The 19,236-nt window shown below is 54.9% G+C and carries 18 protein-coding genes and 1 riboswitch; of the genes, 4 read left to right on the forward strand and 14 right to left on the reverse strand.

Annotation, left to right across the window (positions count from 1 at the left end; genetic code table 11):
* Positions 1–291 precede the first annotated feature (291 nt).
* A complete protein-coding gene (locus JET16_RS05640; protein ID WP_233531093.1) occupies positions 292–1,998 on the reverse strand; it encodes a GMC family oxidoreductase N-terminal domain-containing protein in 1,707 nt (568 codons plus the stop codon).
* Positions 1,991–2,650 carry a hypothetical protein gene (locus tag JET16_RS05645; protein WP_199614769.1) on the reverse strand — a complete coding sequence of 220 codons (660 nt, stop codon included), beginning with the start codon at positions 2,648–2,650 and terminating at the stop codon, positions 1,991–1,993. Before JET16_RS05645 ends, JET16_RS05640 begins: the two co-directional genes overlap by 8 nt.
* A 201-nt stretch (positions 2,651–2,851) precedes the next feature.
* Here JET16_RS05645 and JET16_RS05650 point away from each other — a divergent pair, with 201 nt between their 5' ends.
* The 4 genes from JET16_RS05650 to JET16_RS05665 are packed head-to-tail and all read left to right on the forward strand — an operon-like array spanning position 2,852 to position 7,023.
* Positions 2,852–4,453 (forward strand): spore germination protein, encoded by a 1,602-nt coding sequence (locus tag JET16_RS05650; RefSeq protein ID WP_199614771.1) that lies wholly within the window; start codon positions 2,852–2,854, stop codon positions 4,451–4,453.
* Positions 4,450–5,628 carry a Ger(x)C family spore germination protein gene (locus tag JET16_RS05655; protein ID WP_199614773.1) on the forward strand — a complete coding sequence of 393 codons (1,179 nt, stop codon included), beginning with the start codon at positions 4,450–4,452 and terminating at the stop codon, positions 5,626–5,628. The genes JET16_RS05650 and JET16_RS05655 overlap by 4 nt, the downstream gene beginning before the upstream one ends.
* A gap of 58 nt (positions 5,629–5,686) precedes the next feature.
* The gene (locus JET16_RS05660) at positions 5,687–6,793 is read left to right on the forward strand and encodes a GerAB/ArcD/ProY family transporter (protein ID WP_199614775.1); all 1,107 of its coding nucleotides are present in this window, start codon (positions 5,687–5,689) and stop codon (positions 6,791–6,793) included.
* On the forward strand, positions 6,790–7,023 hold the full coding sequence (locus tag JET16_RS05665; RefSeq protein WP_199614777.1) for a hypothetical protein: 234 nt from the start codon (positions 6,790–6,792) through the stop codon (positions 7,021–7,023). The genes JET16_RS05660 and JET16_RS05665 overlap by 4 nt, the downstream gene beginning before the upstream one ends.
* Before the next feature lie 69 nt (positions 7,024–7,092).
* Here the strand turns inward: JET16_RS05665 and thiD are convergent, their stop codons facing one another.
* From thiD to JET16_RS05725, 12 genes are all read right to left on the reverse strand, one after another.
* On the reverse strand, positions 7,093–7,920 hold the full coding sequence (gene thiD / locus JET16_RS05670) for a bifunctional hydroxymethylpyrimidine kinase/phosphomethylpyrimidine kinase (RefSeq protein ID WP_199614779.1): 828 nt from the start codon (positions 7,918–7,920) through the stop codon (positions 7,093–7,095).
* A 14-nt stretch (positions 7,921–7,934) separates the two neighbouring features.
* The gene (gene thiO, locus JET16_RS05675; protein WP_199614781.1) at positions 7,935–9,047 is read right to left on the reverse strand and encodes a glycine oxidase ThiO; all 1,113 of its coding nucleotides are present in this window, start codon (positions 9,045–9,047) and stop codon (positions 7,935–7,937) included.
* Positions 9,044–9,847, reverse strand: a complete 804-nt coding sequence (locus JET16_RS05680; RefSeq protein WP_199614783.1) for a thiazole synthase — start codon at positions 9,845–9,847, stop codon at positions 9,044–9,046. Before JET16_RS05680 ends, thiO begins: the two co-directional genes overlap by 4 nt.
* A gap of 3 nt (positions 9,848–9,850) precedes the next feature.
* Positions 9,851–10,048, reverse strand: coding sequence for a sulfur carrier protein ThiS (thiS, locus tag JET16_RS05685; RefSeq protein ID WP_199614785.1), 198 nt, complete (start codon positions 10,046–10,048; stop codon positions 9,851–9,853).
* A 1-nt stretch (position 10,049) separates the two neighbouring features.
* Positions 10,050–10,682: a thiamine phosphate synthase gene (thiE, locus tag JET16_RS05690; protein WP_199614787.1), complete on the reverse strand. Its 633-nt coding sequence runs from the start codon at positions 10,680–10,682 to the stop codon at positions 10,050–10,052.
* 24 nt (positions 10,683–10,706) lie between these two features.
* Entirely contained in the window at positions 10,707–11,729 is a 1,023-nt protein-coding gene (locus tag JET16_RS05695) for a ThiF family adenylyltransferase (RefSeq protein WP_199614789.1), read from the reverse strand.
* 19 nt (positions 11,730–11,748) lie between these two features.
* Positions 11,749–12,528: an energy-coupling factor transporter transmembrane component T family protein gene (locus JET16_RS05700; RefSeq protein ID WP_199614791.1), complete on the reverse strand. Its 780-nt coding sequence runs from the start codon at positions 12,526–12,528 to the stop codon at positions 11,749–11,751.
* The gene (locus JET16_RS05705) at positions 12,503–14,203 is read right to left on the reverse strand and encodes an ABC transporter ATP-binding protein (RefSeq protein WP_199614793.1); all 1,701 of its coding nucleotides are present in this window, start codon (positions 14,201–14,203) and stop codon (positions 12,503–12,505) included. The genes JET16_RS05700 and JET16_RS05705 overlap by 26 nt, the downstream gene beginning before the upstream one ends.
* A complete protein-coding gene (locus JET16_RS05710) occupies positions 14,184–14,795 on the reverse strand; it encodes an ECF transporter S component (protein WP_199614795.1) in 612 nt (203 codons plus the stop codon). The genes JET16_RS05705 and JET16_RS05710 overlap by 20 nt, the downstream gene beginning before the upstream one ends.
* A gap of 29 nt (positions 14,796–14,824) precedes the next feature.
* A complete protein-coding gene (gene tenA, locus JET16_RS05715) occupies positions 14,825–15,514 on the reverse strand; it encodes a thiaminase II (protein ID WP_199614797.1) in 690 nt (229 codons plus the stop codon).
* A 124-nt stretch (positions 15,515–15,638) separates the two neighbouring features.
* A riboswitch (TPP riboswitch) is annotated at positions 15,639–15,744 on the reverse strand.
* Between the two features lie 50 nt (positions 15,745–15,794).
* Positions 15,795–17,888, reverse strand: a complete 2,094-nt coding sequence (locus JET16_RS05720; RefSeq protein ID WP_199614799.1) for a thioredoxin domain-containing protein — start codon at positions 17,886–17,888, stop codon at positions 15,795–15,797.
* Between the two features lie 207 nt (positions 17,889–18,095).
* The gene (locus JET16_RS05725; RefSeq protein ID WP_199614801.1) at positions 18,096–19,214 is read right to left on the reverse strand and encodes a GerAB/ArcD/ProY family transporter; all 1,119 of its coding nucleotides are present in this window, start codon (positions 19,212–19,214) and stop codon (positions 18,096–18,098) included.
* Positions 19,215–19,236: the final 22 nt, after the last annotated feature.

Genomic DNA, 19,236 nt, shown 5'->3' on the forward strand with positions numbered 1-19,236 from the left:
CGCCTGTTTTGCCTGTTTCGGATAGGTTACCCTGTGAATGCCGCAAGTTATTCAGCAACGCCGGAAGGCCAGCCCCTGCGGGCTGACCTTCCGTTAACGGCGTGATTTGTTTGAACCGGTCATATTTTCCGTTCCCGGCGGCAAAATACGATACAACAACTAATGAAAGTGTGGATAGCATGAGCGGTACTTTTTTGAAGGCGCTCGCTTTTTTGCTTATTGTCGCATTATGCGGGACGGTTTTATACTTCTCCGTCACCAGGACCCCTTATTTGCCGTTACCGGGGGAGCTTAACTGAAATATTTGGCCGCGAGTTTCTCCGACGTGCGCGTTGCCAACGCCTGCGTTGTAAGGGTCGGATTCGGTCCGCCGATGCCGTTGAAGTGCACGCTGTTGTCGGCAATAAACAGACGTTTCACTTGGTATGCCTCGCAGTTCGAATCGACTACAAACCCCATCCGCATCGTGCTTTCCAGATGAAGCTGGAAGGCGAACGGCAAATCCGACCGGATGATTTTTTTGGCGCCGGCCGCCTGCAAACTCTCCGCAGCGTATCGGGCCAACCGGTCGCGCCTCTGGAGCGTCTTTTGGCTCGGTGCATAATGAACGATCGGAATCGGACCGTTCTCGTCCTTGAGCGTCGGATCGACTTCCACCCTGTTGCGGTACAGCGTCTCGTCGTCCGTAAGGAGCAAATATGTCATCGTCCGAGAATAGTTCATCATCAGCTCTTTTAAGGCCGGCCCTACGACCCTTCCCCGTATGTTCCACGGTTCTCCGGGCTCCGGCGGAATTAATGCGTCGTATCCCGCTTCGCTGAAGCCGTAAGTCAAGAACGACATGAGGCCGGGGCTGAGGCAGGACACTTGAAAGATTCCGGTTCCCGGGATATCGACTCTCGCGCCGGAAGTATGGCCCACATACGGGTAAACCGCCGGCAAGCCCATAATGCTCATGAGATCCTTCTCGTCGAAGACGCCCCCGACCCAGTCGAAACAATGATTGGTCAATCCTCTTCCGACCCATGCGTTAAAGGGAAGCTCCGAGTTCAGCCATAGGCGCGGCGATTCGATGCAGCCTGCTGCCAAGACCACCGATCTGGCCGTCAGCTCCCCGATTTCTCCCGTCCACGTGTCGCGGAACCGCACTCCGGTAGCGCGAAGGCCTCCTTGCGGATCATGATCCGTCAATATTTTGATCGTGAAGGAATTGGGGCGAATCGCGACGTTTCCGGTTTTAAGGGCGAGAGGGACGTAGCTTACAAGTGTGCTTCGCTTGGCGATTTTGTCCACCGAAGGGCCGGCCGTGCACCCGTTGACGCAGTGTCCCTGCAGATTGCAGCCTTCCATATTGTTTATCTGTTCGATCGAATAGTTGGGATCCATCAGATGGGGATTCACAGGAAGAATCGCATTCGGATTCGGGCGATAACCGGGCGTCGTCACATCGAGCGTCGGTATGAGTTCCCAACCCGCTTTTTTCACGCCGTAATAAAACAGCTCTTCTTTCGGAGTCGTCGGCGAGAAATTGACGGGCAAAGTCGCTTCGGCTTTCTCGTAATATGGAATGAGCTCCCGGTAGCTGATCGGCCACACATTGTCCACGGCCATCGGAAAAGCGCGCGGCGACTGCGACCAGTAATGCTGCGTCGTCCCTCCGACTCCGCTTAACTGCCAAATATCGCCCTTCTGCCGCATAATCCGGTGCCAAGGCGCGCGGCGGCGGTCTGCAGGGCCGAAACGAAATACGCCTGACACAACGTCGTTCATGTTGTTTTCATAGCGGTTGTAAATCTTTTTGTAAATGCCCACATCCAAATCGTCAAAGCTGGAGCTCCACTGTCCGCCCCGCTCGCTGTTCGGATTCGGCCACTTTTTGTTTCCGTAAAAGGCACCCGCCTCAAGCACCAGCACTTTAAGACCCATTTCTCCGAGTTCCTTAGCCGCAACGGCGCCGCCGCCTCCGGATCCGATCACAATGACGTCCGCATCATACAATTTTGTATTCCCCTCCCTCTCGGACAATGAACAACACATAGCCGCGAAATGCCCTATAGCCTGAAGAAACGCCAGGATACCCCGTCTGCCTCCAACCGATCGGAAAATATTCCAGTCTTCGCATGGTCGGTGTGTTCAACCGCGTCGTGCCGTATCCCGGCCACTCCGAATAGTTGCCGAACATCGTTCCTCTGTTCAAGTAATCGATGATGAACGTGACGAATCCGCCGTCATCCTTGTACGGGGGAGGCAGCAAACCGAGATCTACTTGAAGTTGCTCCAGCATGGCGAGCACCCGAATGCGGTCGGCGGGCGACAACGCGGCGAACGGGCTGATTGCCCAAACCTGATTATTAGGCGCAGCCTGTGCCGCTCCTCTGGCGACGAATTGAACGGCGCCGGAATTGAGCATCTGGGCGGTTGGAGCGGCCAGCGGGAAGACGGTAAGGCTGATTCCGAACATTAATGCCAGCGTGTGATCCATTTCCCAAATCATATACTCGTGAACATGCAGATCGACCGCTCCTGCAGTTTGCACCTGTCCGAACACGGCGAGCTCGGGCGTTCTCGGAACGATCGCATCGACAAGCGCCCGAAAAGTTTCATAGGTTTGCGGATCGGCGATGGCGGCGTAAGATTTGGCAGGATGCATTGAATTCGCCTCCAGTCTTGATTCCATTGCACTACAGTTTTCGTCTTTAAACCATATTCGCTCGAGCGATTGTCCCATAACTCAAATGTTTCCAATCAAATAAAAAGCTGCGGGTTCCATATATGCATTAATTTAACATTTATTTCAAATCATAAGGCAGTGTACTCAATCTAGAGTTTCTAGGACAGTGATGCATCTGTTATGAATGTCTTCAGAAAGATACGGATGAAATCGTCCCGCGGCAATAATTTGAAAATGGCATTGCAGAGTGAGTCGGAGCCGGAGGCGGTATTGAGTGAAGATATGGATGCCAACCGGACATTGTTGGAGAAGATGTTTGAAAATTGTTCGGACATTACGTTGCGGACAATTAACTTGTTCGGCGACCGAAAAGCGCTGCTTGTATTTGTGAACGGATGGATTGACCAAAGACTTCTCGATCAAGGGTTATTGGAGTCGGTTCTGGACAGCGGCGGCGGAGGTCAAGAAAATCCGTCCGCAAGCATGGCGGTACGATTGGAGAACAAGCTGACGGTCGGGCGAATCCGTACGACGGGAAAGCTTGACGAACTGGTCAAAGGCGTGCTTGGCGGCGAAGTGGCGATAGTTCTCGGCGGCGAGCGGAACGTTCTCATTGTCGGCATGGATCATTCGCCGTCACGCGGAATCGAAGAGCCGCAGGCGGAACCGCTGATCCGCGGTCCGCGCGAAGGGTTTAACGAGCGGATCGAGACCAATACGATCATGCTCCGCAGACGTTTGCGCACTTCTCGTCTGAAGATCGAGTCGTTCACGGTAGGGGAACTATCGCGGACGAAGGTGGCGGCAGTTTACATCGATGGGATTGCGACCGATTCCGTCGTGGAGGAAGTGCGTGAGCGCATATCGAGAATCAAGATTGACGCGGTGGTCGATTCAGGCTATATCGAAGAGTTTATTGAAGACTTGCCGTACTCTCCGTTCCCGCAAGTACAGAATACGGAGCGGCCGGACGTCGTTGAAGCAAACTTGCTCGAGGGCAAGATTGCAATCTTTGCAGACGGCTCGCCCAGCGCGCTTATCGTGCCGGTGACATTTTGGACCGCGCTGCAAAGCCCGGAAGATTACTACGAACGGTTTTTGATCGCAACGTTTCTGCGCTGGATACGGTTCATTTTTTTGTTGATTTCCCTCTACTTGCCTTCGATTTATGTGGCGATTTCAACATTCCATCCGGAGATGATTCCGACCAACTTGCTGCTGAGCATTGCCAGCGCGCGCGAAGCGAGTCCGTTCCCGGCTCTCGTTGAAGTGCTGTTGATGGAAATAACGTTCGAGGCGCTGCGCGAAGCCGGCGTACGTTTGCCGAGGCAGGTCGGTTCGGCGGTCAGCATTGTAGGGGCGCTTGTTATCGGTCAGGCGGCGGTGGAGGCGGGGATCGTCTCAGCGCCCATGGTCATCGTCGTCTCGATTACGGGGATTGCGAATTTTACGATTCCCCGGTTTAATCTGGCGATCGCCATCCGGCTGCTGCGCTTTCCGCTCATCTTTCTTGCCGGGACGCTCGGACTGTACGGCATCGCGATCGGGTTTCTCGGTATATTGATTCACCTGAACTCGCTTCGTTCGTTCGGGATTCCGTACTTATCACCGGTGTCTCCGCTGTCCGTCGACGGGTTGAAGGACTTAGTGATCCGCGCGCCGCACTGGGCGATGAAGCTGCGGCCTCGATTGACGGCCTATCAGGACGAGGTTCGCGTTCCTTTCGGGCAGAAACCGGGTCCGAATTCGGCGGCGGAGAGGAAGGACGGTGGGCAGCGATGATCCGAAAAGGGAAAATCGTCATCCTGTTATTAATCATTTCGGCGTTATGCGCGGGGTGCTGGGACCGCAGGGAAATCAACGATATTGCTCTGCTGATGGCGTCCTCGTTGGATGTGGAAAAGGACGGCCGTTTCAGGGGGGCAGTTCAAATCGTAATCCCTGCCCGGCAAATCGGGAATACGGCGCAGGAGGCAAGGCCCTATTTCGTGGAATCGGGAACGGGGTTAAACGTGCAGCAAATGGTTCAGGAAGAGCAATCCAAACTATCCCGCAGGCTGTTCATCTCGCACCGCCGGGTGCTGTTTATCGGAGAAAAGCTTGCGAGGCGCGGACTCAAGGATATCCTGGATCACTGGGGCCGCAACCCGGCGACAAGGCTCCGTACGTTTGTGGTGGTGGTCAAAGGGGCAGAGGGCGAGGATGCGATTAATACCGATTATCCGCTCGAGTTCGTGCCCTCCGAAGCGGTGCGCGAGATGCAAATCCTGGTCGGAGGCACGGCGGTGACGATGCGCGACCTGCTGAATGACGCTTCCGCGGAAGGCGTCGAACCTGTCATGGGGGCGATCGAACTCGTATCGTATTCAGGCGCTAAAGGGAAGGGCCGCATTGAGCGTACGTTCAAGCTGTCCGGCACGGCCATATTCAAAGATTTGAAGCTCAGGGGCTATTTGAATAATCGTGACTCCCAATATATGTTGTGGGTGAAAGGCAAGCTGGAGCAAGGTACGATTACCGCGGTTTTGCCTGAGCAAAAAAGCCGGGTCAGTGTCGATATAGACAAAGCGCAAAGGATGATTGAACCGTCGGTGGAGAGAGGCCGGGTAAAAATCGCGATTCATTTGAGAGGAGAAGGAACGGTGGAAGAGAATAACAGCCGTCTGGATTTTTCAATCCCTGAAAATCTGCGATTGGCGGAAAACGCGCTGGAGCGGACGATTCGCGAACAGACACGGAAGATGATCGAAGATGTGCAGAAGAAATACGAAGCCGATATTTTCGGGTTCGGAGAGGAGCTTCACAAAAAGGACAACAAGGCATGGCGGCGTCTTAAGAAGGATTGGGACAAAAAGTTCGCGGAAGCGCGGATTAGCGTCGATGCCGATTTTGCGCTCAAACGAGCGGGCATGTCAGGTCCTCCGCTTCAACTGAAGGAGCGGGAAGTGATGAAGTGACGGCTAAGCTGAATCGGCATATTCATTCGAGCCGGAAATAAGCGAAGGGGTCGGTCAAATGCGGCAAGGAATCGAACAGCTTTCAAGCACCGGGCTTATGGCGGTGATGTTTATGTTTTTGCTCGGCAGCTCGTTGACGGTGCCGCTGGCCGCGGTAGCCGGGCATGACGCTTGGATTTCGATTCTCCTGGCGATCGTTGTCTCCTCCGGCATCGCGTGGGTGTATACGCACCTTTGCCAGTTATATCCCGGCAAATCGATGGTAGAAATCGGGGGCGAACTGCTCGGAAGGTGGGCCGGACGCTTTATCGGACTATGCTACGCATGGTACAGCTTCCACCTGGGCGTGCTCGTGCTTCGTAACTTCTTCGAATTCATCCAGATCGTCGCCTTGACCAAGACGCCGACCGTCGTCATTGCCGCAGCTATGATGGGGATTGTGCTTTGGGTCACTTTTCACGGTATGGAAGTCGTAAGCCGATGTTCGATAACGCTTCTTGGATTCGTCTTGATCGAAGGAACGGTTTCCACGATACTTATGGGGAAAGATTTCCAACCCGGGAATCTGCTCCCGGTGATCGACCGCGGCTGGGCGCCGATATTGGAAGGAATGACGCAGCTCGTTGGATTTCCGTTCGGCGAAACGATTTTGTTCGCGATGATCATTCCGCAAATAAACATAATGAAACAGGCAAAGAAAACGGTGCTTTGGACGCTCGTTATTGCCGGATTGCTCCTCCTCCTTGTCAATGTCCGCAATACATTGGTATTGGGAGGTCTGGCGTCAAGGCTGATCTATCCCAGCTATACGGCTTATCAGTACATATCGATCGCGGATTTCATCGAACGCGTGGAGCCCATCGCAGTCCTCACTTGGGTGATGGGAGGATTCATCAAAATAAGCGTTTGCTTGTATGTCTGCGCCAAGTCGCTTGCAACGGTGCTGTCGGCCAACCGTTTCCGCACGTACCTTATTCCTTTGAGCATTCTGATGATTGAATTCTCATTGTTTGTTTACCGGGACAACGCCGAATTGATCCACTTTGCGACCGAAGTGTGGCAGTGGTATTCCATTCCGTTTCAAATTATAATTCCGTTCCTTCTGCTTTTAGCCGTAACCGCCGGCAAACGGAAACGAATGCTGCCGGAGGCGGCAGACGAATGATAACCGTAAGAGTTACGTTGTTTTTGTTGTTTATCGGAATTGTAGCTTATTTGCAAATTCGTGCCTTTCTCGATAAAGGGCAGAAAAAAGAAATGGCCGTCTATTCCGTGCTGATGCTCGCCTCAGCATTCATCGGCGCGCTGATCCTTGCCGACGTTCGTCCGCCTAGTCCCGCTGTTCCGTTGAGATTAATATTTGAGCCGATCGGAAAGTTTTTTTTCCCTGAGTGAGCAATTAATAAAGCCAAAACCCGTCATCGACGGATGACGGGTTTGCACAGTTTGAACGAAACATGTCCATTACAGAATCACTGTCCTCGTTTCTTTTTGCTTGCGGTAAGCGGAATGATCGGTTGGTCCGATTCCGCCGCCGATGTCCAACGAGGAAGAAATCGCCGCCGTAATAAACTGCTTGGCCGTGCTAACAGCCTCTTCGACCGTGCTGCCTGCTGCGAGTCCCGCCGTGACGGCGGCGGCAAGCGTGCAGCCCGTTCCATGCGTATGTTTCGTAAATATCCGGTCAGAGCTGAAAGTTACCATATCTCCGTCTCTGCCCGCCAGCAGATCGACGGACTGCCCTCCCGGCAGATGGCCGCCTTTGAGGAGCACATAAGCGGGACCGAATTCGTCAAGCAGCTTATGCGCCGCCTCTTTCATCTGATCCAAGCTTTCGATTGCCGGGACGCCGCACAGGCGGCAAGCCTCCGGCATATTCGGCGTAACCACCGTCGCCAACGGAAGCAGCTCATGCATTAATGCATCCATCGCTTCCTGCAGCAGCAGCGGAGTGCCTCCCTTGGCGTACATTACCGGATCCACCACCAAATTGCTCACGTCATATTGACGGAGCTTCCGTGCTGTCAACCGAATGATCTCTGCTGAATACAGCATGCCGGTTTTTACCGCGTCGGCGCCGATATCCGAGAGCACGGAATCGATCTGCGTCTCCACCGCTTCAAGCGATTGAGGGTACACTCCTTGGACACCCAACGTGTTTTGCGCGGTCACCACGGTGATGACACTCATCCCGAACACTCCGAATTCTTGAAATGTTTTCAGATCGGCTTGAATCCCCGCGCCTCCGCCCGAATCCGAGCCGGCTATCGTCAGCGCTTTATATATGGCCATCGTCCTCACCCTCTTTAGTTGGTAAAACGTTCGGGGGAAAAACTGTCGAGCGGAACGGCCGGGAGCCGCCCGTCGATCAAATCCGCCGCAATGCTCCCTGTGACCGGGCTCAGCAATATGCCGTTGCGATAATGGCCTGCGGCGAAAACAACATGCCCGAACCCGCGAAGCGCGCCCAGCAGCGGATAGCCGTCTTGGGTGGCGGGTCTCAACCCGGCCCACTTGTGAAACGGCTGCCGCTCCTCCAAGAAAGGGAACAGCTGCTTATTCCAACGGCGAAGCCGGGAAATGCCGTTATCCGTAACGCTGTCGTCGAAGCCGGAAACATCTTCAGATGCGCCGCACACAAGCGTTCCGTTGGCCTTCGACACGACGTACCCTTGGCTTCCGAATACCATATGGCGCACGGTGCCGGCCGGAATCGAATAAGCGCAAATTTGCCCGCGAATGGGATATACCGGGATGTTCAGTCCAAAAATACGTTCGAGCTCTTGAGCCCAAGCTCCGGAACAAATAACGAGCCGCTCCCCTGCGAACGTGCTGCCGTTCTTGCTGCGCACCGCAACATCCTGCCGCCATTGCTCAATATCCGCTTGCTCCAAATTTTCATAGATCTCTACTCCGGCGTTCCGGCAAGCCTGCTCCAGAGACTTGACATAATGAGGAGCGTATATGTGACTTTCTTCGGGGTTATGGAGCGCCGCGACAGCCTTGCCGGATATCGCCGGCTCCACAAGCCGCAGCATCTCCCCCTCCACGATGCGGGCTCCGCCCGCATAGTTGCGCTGCCAGCCCAAACGGGATTCCATCGCCAATACGTCCGCGTCGTGAAAGGCGGCGTACAGGCTGCCGGTTTGCGAATATTCGAAATCTTGCCCGGAAACCCGTCCGATCTGTTCCGCCCATTGCGGAAAGAGTCGGAGAGAAGCCAAGCACAGGCGAAAGAAATCGTCGGCCCCCTCCGTATTCTCGGAGAAAGGCGCAAGCATCCCCGCCGCCGCGCCGCTAGCTTGGCCGCCGCAGCGGCCCTTCTCCAGCACCGTTACCCGGTGCCCCCGCAACCGGCAGCTGAAGGCGCACGACAAACCGATGACCCCGCCTCCCAATATAACGACACGTTTGCTCATCCTGCGAACCCTGGCGCCGATGAAACTGATATGAGTGTCTCATGCCCGCTGCTTGCTGTCGCATACGGTTTCTTCGGAATTCGCCCGGCTTGCCTGGAAAGCAGACCCGCTTCGATGGCAAGCGCCATCGCCCTGGCCATCCGCACCGGATCTTTCGCTTTCGCCACAGGCGTATTCATCAGAATGCCGTCCGCGCCGAGCTCCATCGCCAGCACAACGTCTTGAGCCGACCCCAACCCGGCGTCGACAATGACCGGTACGCGAGCTTGTTCCGAAATAAGTCCGATATTATAAGGGTTTAATATTCCGAGTCCTGTTCCGATGGGAGCGCCTCCGGGCATCACCGCCGCGGCCCCCGCTTCCTCAAGCCGCTTGCACAACACGGGATCGTCGGAAGTGTAGGGAAGCACCGTAAAGCCTTCTTTCACAAGCTGTTCCGTCGCCTTCAATGTTTCCACCGGATCGGGCAGAAGCGTGCGCGGATCGGCGCTGATCTCAACCTTCACCCAGTCGCTCACCCCCGATGCTCGGGCTAAGCGCGCGATACGTACCGCTTCTTCCGCCGTCTTCGCTCCGGAAGTGTTCGGCAGGAAGGTGAACGAGCCTTCGATATGCTGCAGAATCGAATCGTCTTCCACCGCATCCAAGTTGACCCTGCGTATGGCAAACGTCAGCACCTCGGCTCCCGATGCTCGAATCGCCTCCTTCTGCACGAACGGATTCGGAAACAAGCCGGTACCTAGAAAAAAGCGCGATGACAGCTTCCTCCCGCCGATTACTAACGCGTCTTCACGACTCACGAGTCATCCTCCTCCCACGAAATGAACGAGCTCTATTCGCATTCCGGCATGGACCGGCGTAACGGGCCAATCGCCTTTGGGCACGACCTCACCGTCCGCTTCAACCGCCACAGGCTTTCCCTCCAAGCCGAAATGCCTGATCACATCATGAATCGTTGCCGCTTCCAGCACCCTTTGTTCGCCGTTAACGATCAGTTCCAACTTACCGCCACCCCGCCTTCTCAATAGCCGACAAGAAAGCGCGGCACGTTCCGGCCACGTCCTTGCTGCCGACAATTTCGCTGATGGCGCATATACGCGTCGCTCCCGCCTGCAGCACTTCCTCCACGTTGTGCAGCTTAATGCCGCCGATCGCCACGAACGGAATGCGGATTTCCGCGGCAGCTTGCCGCACGTACGAAGTCGTTACCGGCGCAACCGCGTCCTCTTTGCTTTTCGTGGGGAAAACAGGTCCGACTCCGATATAGTCGGCGCCTTCCCGCTCCGCTTCCCTCGCCTCTTCAATCCGGTGCGTGGAGATGCCGATGATTTTGCCCTGCCCGACAATTTTTCTAGCTTCCGCAATCGGAAGATCGTCCTGCCCGAGATGGATGCCGTCGGCGTCCGCCGCTAGCGCGATATCGATATGATCGTTGACGATAAACGTTACTCCGTGCTTGCGCGTCAACTCCCGCAATGCCTTCGCCTTCTCCAAAATGACCCGTTTGCCGCTCTTCTTGTCGCGAAGCTGAATGATGTCCGCCCCGCCGACAATGGCCTCCTCCATCACTGTCAACATTTCCCTGCCCGGATGGAACTGCTCGCCCGTTATCGCATATAAGCGAAAATCCCGCATTGCTTAATCCTCCTTCCCCGTACTTTAATGCCCGATATATCTTGCATATATGGTTCTGGCACGCACTACGTCATCCGTTCCCTGCACCAACACGCGCCCGTCGCTGAAAAGCACCAACCGCTCCCCCTCCGGCAGCTGCGCCCTAAGCAGGAAGGGATTCAGCGACACCGCGGCCGCCGGTGCCAAACGATCGCGCCACTCGGCCAAATCCAATGAGGATCTTTCATGAATCTGTACCGTTTCCCGCCCGCAAAGCGTTGTCGCCGTGTTTCTCCCGTCAACCTGCAAAGCCGGATACTGTCCGAGCCCGCACGTCGGACAATCGTGACGCGGGGCGGGAAATTTCATTTCATAATAATAAGTCCGCCACACATCCATCGTAACCAAGCTGCGTCTTTGCGCATCGGAGGCGCCGACCAAATATTTGATCGCCTCGACGGCTTGATAAGAGGCAACCATATCGACAACGGGCGAAATGACGCCGATCGTATCGCATGTTTGTCCGGCGCTCCCGTCCTCATGCTCAAGCAGGCAGCGCAAGCACGGAGTACGGCCGGGCACAAATATCGCGCTCATTCCCCGCGAGCTTACCGCCCCTCCGTATACGAACGGGATGCCTTTCTTGAAGCAGGCGTCGTTGAGCAGAAACCGGGTTGTGAAATTGTCCGTCCCATCGGCGACCAGATCGATTCCGTCCAATAACCGCTCCACGTTGCCGGCCGTCACATCGGCGACAACCGGCTCCAGCCGGACGTCCGAATTGATCGCCCGCAGCTTCCTCTCCGCGGCCGCCGCCTTCGGGTAACCTTGGCGCGCGTCTTCCTCATCGTAGAGCATTTGCCGCTGCAGGTTGCTCAGCTCCACATAATCACGGTCCGCAAACCGCACCAATCCGACGCCGGAGCGGACCAGATGGCCGGCGAGCACCGTTCCGAGCGCTCCCATCCCGACGATCAATACCCGGCTTTGGGCGAGCCGCTCCTGCCCCGCCGCACCGATCGGAGCGAAAAGCATCTGTCTGGAATAACGTTCATACTTGTCGTTCATTTCCGCCTCCATCTCCCCGCTATGACAACCACAACTGCCTAAGCAGAAAAACCGCCAGCAGCAGCAGGATCGTTCCGCCGCCGAACGCAATGTCCCTCATCGTCCAAGGAATGCGCTCGTAGTACGTCCTGTCCCGGCTGTCGTCGAACCCTTTCGATTCCATCGCGATCGCCGTCCTTTCCGCTTTGCGGATCGCCTGCGCGAGGAGGGGAATCGCGTACCTCTTCCACTGTTCCCACTTTCCCTTAATCCCGCGCGCTTCACCCAACCCCCGAATGCGATGCGCGGCGCGAATATGCTCCAATTCTTGACGGAACAGAGGGATCATACGGTACGCGGCCATCGTGCCGTAGCCGAAACGGGGCGGAAGCTTGCAGTGCTGCACTAATCCGAGCATCAGCTTCACCGGCACTGTCGTCAACGAAAACAGCAGCGACCAGACGCCGAAAACGAGCGACCGCATGCCGAGCGATAAACCGTTCCATACATTTTCCCAAGTCACAAGAAGAGGTCCCATCCGGAGCAGCAATGTGCCTCCCCTCTCGGCCGGGAACAAGATGCTCATCCACAGAAATGCCGCGGCAAACAACAAGAACGGCGTCAACAACGGGAAAATTGCCCGCCACGGAACACCGCCCAAGACGCGCAGCGCCGCGAGAGCCGCCGCCGCAACGATCAACGGCGTGATCGGATCGGTGCATAATACCATGGAAAAAATGACGACCGCCAAGCACCCCAGTTTTACCATAGGATTCAACCGCTGCAAATAAAAGTCACTTCGCTGATACAGATCGATCAAGCAAGCTCGCCTCCCGGTTTGCTCTTTCCCATCGCTCCAACGTCCATGACAATGGCGGTTTCATGCCGGCTCGCGACAGCAGCGCGCCGTCCGCGAAAAACCGCTCCGGCGTACCGTCGAAAGCGATACCGCCGTCGCACAGCAGCAGAACTTGGGACGCACAGCGCGCCGCCAATTCCATGTCGTGCGTGATCATGACAATCGTCCGCCCTTCTTGGCGCAGTTTCATAAGCAGCTGCACCATCTCTTCGGTGTAACGGCGGTCCTGCCCGAACGTCGGCTCATCCAATATCAACAAGCGCTGCCCGTGCATCAGCATGGAGGCGACGGACAGACGCCGCTTCTGGCCTTGGCTCAAAGTAAACGGGTTGCGGTCCCTGTGCTCCGACAAGCCGAACCGCTGAAGCTGCCGCTCCACCCGCTCCCGCAGCGCCTCGCCCATCGCTCCTTGCTTGAGCAATCCGTAGGAAAGCTCCTGCTCCACCGTATCGCATACGAACTGATGCTCCGGATTTTGAAACACATAGCCGATTTCCGAATATACGACTTTCTCTTCGAGCCGCGCCATGTCGGCGCCGTCGAACCGCACCGTTCCCGAATCCGGCTCCAGCAGCTTGACGCAAAGCTTGGAAATCGTGCTTTTTCCCGCGCCGTTGGCGCCGAGCAAAGCTGCGACTTGGCCCTGTTCCACCTTGAAGCCGACCCGGTTGAGTATCTTCCTCTTACTGCCGTAGGAGAACGAAACGTCCATAAACTCCAGCAGCGGTTTCCCAGTATCGCATGGGGCGGTCCGCGGCTCCTTCCCGAACTGCCTTTCTATTAAACGAAATCCGGATTTCCGCAGCCCCGTCTCCCATTCGTCCAACGTAACCGGAAACGGATCCCATATCATCCCGCTTTGTTCCAATTCAAATGCCCTCTCACACACGATCGGCGACCAGATGCCCTCTTTCATCAGCAGCTTGAGATGTCTCCGGAATACCGTCCTCGGCGCTCCGTCCGCAATGACATCTCCGTCTCCGCCAAACACGATCACCCGGTCCAACATCGGCATCAACGGCTCGAGCTTATGCTCTATGAAAATCATCGTTTTGCCCGTTTGCCGCGAAATCCGATCCAGCAGGGCAAACACTTCTTCGCTCGCCTCCGGATCAAGGTTGGCCGTAGGCTCATCGAGGATCATCACCTCGGGATCCATTGCCAGGAGACAGGCGATAGCGAGCTTTTGCTTCATTCCGCCCGACAGCTCGGAAAGTCCCGCTTCCTTCCAAGAGGTCAGACCGACCGCCTTCAGGCTCAGCTCCAGCCTTCGTTCCATCTCCGTCCTGGACAGCCTCATGTTTTCCAATCCGAACAACACTTCTTCTTTGACCGTGGACATACAAAATTGCGCTTCAGGATCTTGAAACAATATCCCCACCCGCTTGCACATCGTGCGCGGATCCGTCTCTCCGGGCGTCAACCCGCAAACCTCGATCGCACCGTCCATCTTCGCTTCCATGGATCGGGGAATGACACCGTTCAAGGCCAGCGCTAACGTGCTCTTCCCAACCCCGCTCGGCCCGAGAACGAGCACCCTCTCGCCTTGTTCCACGGACAGCGCGACACCGTTGAGCACGTTTCGCGGCTGAAACGGATACCGCAGAGAAAGACCGTCAGTCCGGATAAGCGGCATGCTCCCGCATCCTTTCGGACCGGTACAGCCGTCCGAGCGCGAAGTTGTTCAACACTCCGGTCCGGCACAGCGCATCGGCGATCGTCTTGCTGCCCCAACCCGCAAGCAGGGCGCCGCTGACCAGCATGGCAACGAACATCAGCCCTGTAATTACCGGCGAATACTGGCTATAACCGTACATGAAGTAAATCGTGACAAAGTTCGCCGAAACCCCTAGCATGCCGGAGAGCATCAGCACAGGCAGGCGGTACGCGCGCCAGAAGAACAGGGCAAACGCGATTTCAGCCCCGATACCCTGCGTCAACCCGAGAACGAGCACCACGCCCGCGCTTACGGAACCGACCAAAACCTCGGTGCCGGCCGCAATCATTTCGGCAACGAGAGCGACCCCCGGCTTGCGGATAATATAGGCGCATACGATGGGGGCCATAATCCAGAACCCTGTGAGCAACCCCCAGCCGATCGGACCGAATATTCCTTTAACCATCTGACCGAAAAAAATCCAGAGAAGATACAATACTCCAAACACGACCGATATGGATGCCATAACGACGATTTCCCGCAAATTCAAACCTTTTTTCCCATGCTCCATGCCGTTTCGTCCTCCCTCTCCCGATTCCGTTACACGGACACCGGTTTTACCGGCACGGGCCACTCTTCCAGCTTGTAAGCCATGTCAAAGAACATGTACTCCAATTGGCAGCTGAGCATGAAATGCTCCTTCATCCGCGCCTTCTCGTCTTCGTTGGCTTGTTCCGCCCAAGCGTCGAGCCTGTCGACGATGTCCATCATTCTCGGCCTGATTTCTTGGTTTCCGTAGAACATGATCCACTCGTAGAAAGGATGATCATCCTTCGGACGAACGGTATCGATAATGTGTTGGGCCGCTTCTATGTACGTCCACGGGCAAGGGAGAAGCACCGCATAAATTTCTCCTAGACTTCCCTGATGCGCGACCGTCAGCATGTGGCGCGTGTAATGGAGCGCCGTCGGCGCGAGGCGGTACCCTTGTAAATCCTCATAGCGTACGCCCGCCACTCTGCACAAATTGTTGTGCGGATGAATTTCGCTATTCAAGATAAATCCGATCTTGTCGTGAAACATGGCGATGTCGCCGCGGTCCTTGCATTTGGAGATGCCGAGCCCGTAAATTTGCATGTACACGTTCAAATACTCGAAGTCCTGCTTGACGTAATGAATCAACTGCTCCTTCTTCAACTCTCCCTTCGCGATTCCCTGCACGAACGGATGCTCGAAGATGGCGCGGAAGACCGGGTCCGCTTCCCGTCTTAAATCACTGCTGAAACTCATTATGAAAACCTCCTAGTGATTTTTTGTGGAAACCGCCAGAAGGCCGGCCGCTCATTGGAAACAAATAAAGCCGCTCCCAATGGAGCGGCTTAGTCGCATAAATGCATATAGCATCTTGCGTCAATCGGCGTCTGCTCCACTTTCCTACGCTGGTATGATCCAGATCAGGTTCAGAGGGTCCAAGGATAAATCCTTGTCTCAGCCTTAACTCGGCTCCCCTAGTGGTTCCCTATTCGATTCGTTTCCAAGGATACATTCCGGACTGCGTTGTTGTCAATACTTATTTGTCAATTTCTTCGCTGTCCAGACTTCGTTTCAACGAGGCTATATCCGTAACGGGAGATTGGCAGGCGTAATTTTCACATACGTATGCGGTTGCCCGGCCGTTGCGCATCGTCTTGTCGGCGATATGCGGCAGCACCTGCGCGACCTGTGTCTCCTCATGGGCGGAAGGGCGGAACGCCGCAACCGCATTCGGCAGAAACCGCCGCCGAACCTCGCGGACGAGCTCCTTCGTGTCTTCGGCGCCGGGATCGCCCGCGATAACGATCTCCTGCGGCTTCCCGTAAGCGATCGACAATGCGGTCAGCATGAGCGCGTGTCCGGTAGGATAACGTTGAACCGCTCCGGCGAATGCGCGGAAAGTGCGCTCCGCGTAATCGGCGAGCTTCGTATCCCCGGTGAGCCGCGCAAGGCGAAGCAGGTTGTACGCCGACGCTGAATTGCCGGAAGGCATCGCCCCGTCATACACCTCTTTCATACGGGTAAACAGCTGCTCGGCGTCTTCGCCGTAGAAGAAGAAGCCGCCGTCTTGTTCGTCCCAGAACAGACGAATCGACTCGCGGGTAAGTGTCAGCGCCTCGCGCAAGTGTTCGATCTCGAATGTGGCTTCATACAATTCGATCAAGCCCCAGACGAGGAATGCATAATCGTCGATATAGCCCGGGAACGCCGCTTCTCCGTCCCGGTACCGCGCGAGTAAGCGCCCTTCCGGCGTGCGCAGCTCGCGCAGCACGAATGCGGCCGCCCTCCGCGCCGCATCGGCGTAATCCTGCCGGTCGAACGCGGCCGAAGCCTTCGCTAACGCCGCGATCATCAGCCCGTTCCATGACGTCAATATTTTGTCGTCTTTGCCCGGATGAACGCGGCGCTCCCGGTTCGCGAACAGCTTCGCGCGCATCGCTTCCACCCGGTCCAGCCATTCGTTCGGGTCGGATTTGCCGCGCTTGGCGCGGTCCTCCAGCGTACCGTGCAGCAGATTTGGGATACTGTGCCCCTCGAAATTGCCCGCCTCCGTGATGTCGTACAGCTCGCAGAACAGTTCTCCGTCATCGGATCCGAGCACCTTCGCGATCTCATCCGGCGTCCAAACGTAGAACTTGCCTTCTTCACCTTCGGAATCCGCGTCCTCCGCCGAATAAAACCCTCCTTGCTCATCCGTCATATCCCGCAGCACATATTCGAAGATGCGCTCCGCGACATCCGCGTACTTACGTTTTCCGGTTACTTGATACGCCTCTATGTAGGCCATGGCGAGCAGCGCGTTGTCGTATAACATCTTCTCGAAGTGCGGCACCAACCATTGATGATCGGTGGAATATCTCGAGAAACCGAAGCCGATGTGGTCGTATATGCCGCCCCGGTGCATCGCATCCAGTGTCTTCTCCACGATGGCGAGCGCCCGGTCTTCCCCTGTGTAAGCGTTATAACGCAGCAATAACATCAGGTTGTGCGGCGTCGGAAATTTTGGCGCGTCTCCGAATCCTCCATGCTCTCCGTCGAACAATTGGCTGTACATGACGAACGACTCGTCCAGCGTCGCTTCCGACACCTCGCCCTTCAACCGCGAGATGGCGCGTTGGCTCGTTTGCTCCACAACCGAATTGCTCGTTTCCACTACTTCGTCGCGTGCATCGCGCCATTTTTCCGATATTTGTGTCAAGATCTCCATCAGACCGTGCCGCCCGAATTTGCGTTTCTTCGGAAAATAGGTGCCGGCAAAGAACGGCTTCTTCTCCGGCGTCATCACGATCGTGAGCGGCCAGCCGCCCTTCCCCGTCATCGCTTGGCAAACCGTCATGTACAAATTGTCCACATCAGGCCGTTCCTCGCGGTCGACTTTGATCGATATGTAATCTCTGTTGAGCAGTTCGGCGACTTCTTGATCTTCGAACGATTCACGCTCCATGACGTGGCACCAATGGCAGGTGCTGTAGCCGATACTGAGGAAGATTGGTTTGTCTTCGGTCTTTGCTTTCGCGAAGGCTTGTTCCCCCCACGGATACCAGTCAACCGGGTTGTAGGCGTGTTGTAGCAAATATGGTGATTTCTCATTTATCAAACGGTTCGGATTTCGCCCCTCATTAACGACCATTATGAATCCCTCCATAACTTGTTCGATGTTGGGTTAATATTAACCAAATTGCCGAAAAAAGTCACAAGCTATGAACTTTTTATTCAACTGTATGTTTGGAGGGCTTTATCGCATAATGGAGCAATCTGAGAGAAACGGTAATCATAAAACGCTTTCGAAGCCTTACAACTCATGGTGGATATTCTGTTGCTTGGATAAGATCAGGCTCTAATTATCATTCGTATCGAAGCGGTATAGACCGAAACGTTTACGTATAAGATGGACCGTTAGAAGCAAGACGGGAATGATAAGGCTAACAAGAGGCAGGAGTACACCCATGATCACTTTTTGCCCTTTCATTGAAAACTCGCTCCAGTTGCCTGCTGTCATCATTGAGGAGAAAAGAATGGTTACTCCTATTGGCAACACCAACGTTTGCGGCTTCTTCACATGGAATAAATCCGATGCGATGCTCACTGCGGCATAGCACTTAATGGCGCATTTGAAAAAGGCATTAATAATTAATGTGAGAATGACAATGGCATCCAAACGCTGCAGAAAATCCGCTATGTTCACTTTGCTGATCGTTAAAAATAATGGAAAGGTGGACCGGCTGTAAATACTGACCCCAAGAACAGAGATCTCGACAGCATGCGTGACGCTTAATAAGAGCCCGCTGAATATCAGGGCGATTGACCCCGTCCTTCTTCCCGACTGGATTTTATTCAAATAGGGAAGAATGGCCGCAAAACAAATCATCTCACCGAAGGGAAAAAAGAGTATGTTGCGAAATGCTGATTCCACAATAGGCTTCCATCCCTCACCAAACAAAGGAAACAGATTATGAATATCAATGATACCGGATAATAAAACGAAAAGATTGCCTAAAACGCCTAAAATAATAATGACTAGCAGGTATATTTCCGCCGTTCTTGCCAATGCTTCTATTCCTAAATACAGAACATAAATAACCGCCATCATCAACAACGCATTGATGACAAATGGCGGCGTCACGTCTAATGCAGTAGTTACCAGCAGCTCGCCGGTTTCCCGCAAAACTCTTGCGTCATTATGTATGAAAAAGCCAAGATAAAAGAGACTCACCGGCCAACCGATATAGTTTCCGAATATTTTGCGGATGTAACCGCTTAGCGGCAGACCGGGGAACTGACGATAAAGATAATCATAAATAAGAAATAACAGGACGCCTCCAACTAGAGCCAATAATATCGATATCCAAACACTCTGTTCCGAGACAAATCCTATCGGTACGACAAGTGCGGTTCCAAGTTCAAACAAAACGATCAAGGCAAACAGTTGTCTTGCGTTAATTCTCACGATTTTCATTACATCCCGCCCGCCCTTTCTC

Origin of the sequence: Paenibacillus alkalitolerans (assembly GCF_016482785.1) — a bacterium.
Classification (GTDB): domain Bacteria; phylum Bacillota; class Bacilli; order Paenibacillales; family YIM-B00363; genus Paenibacillus_AE; species Paenibacillus_AE alkalitolerans.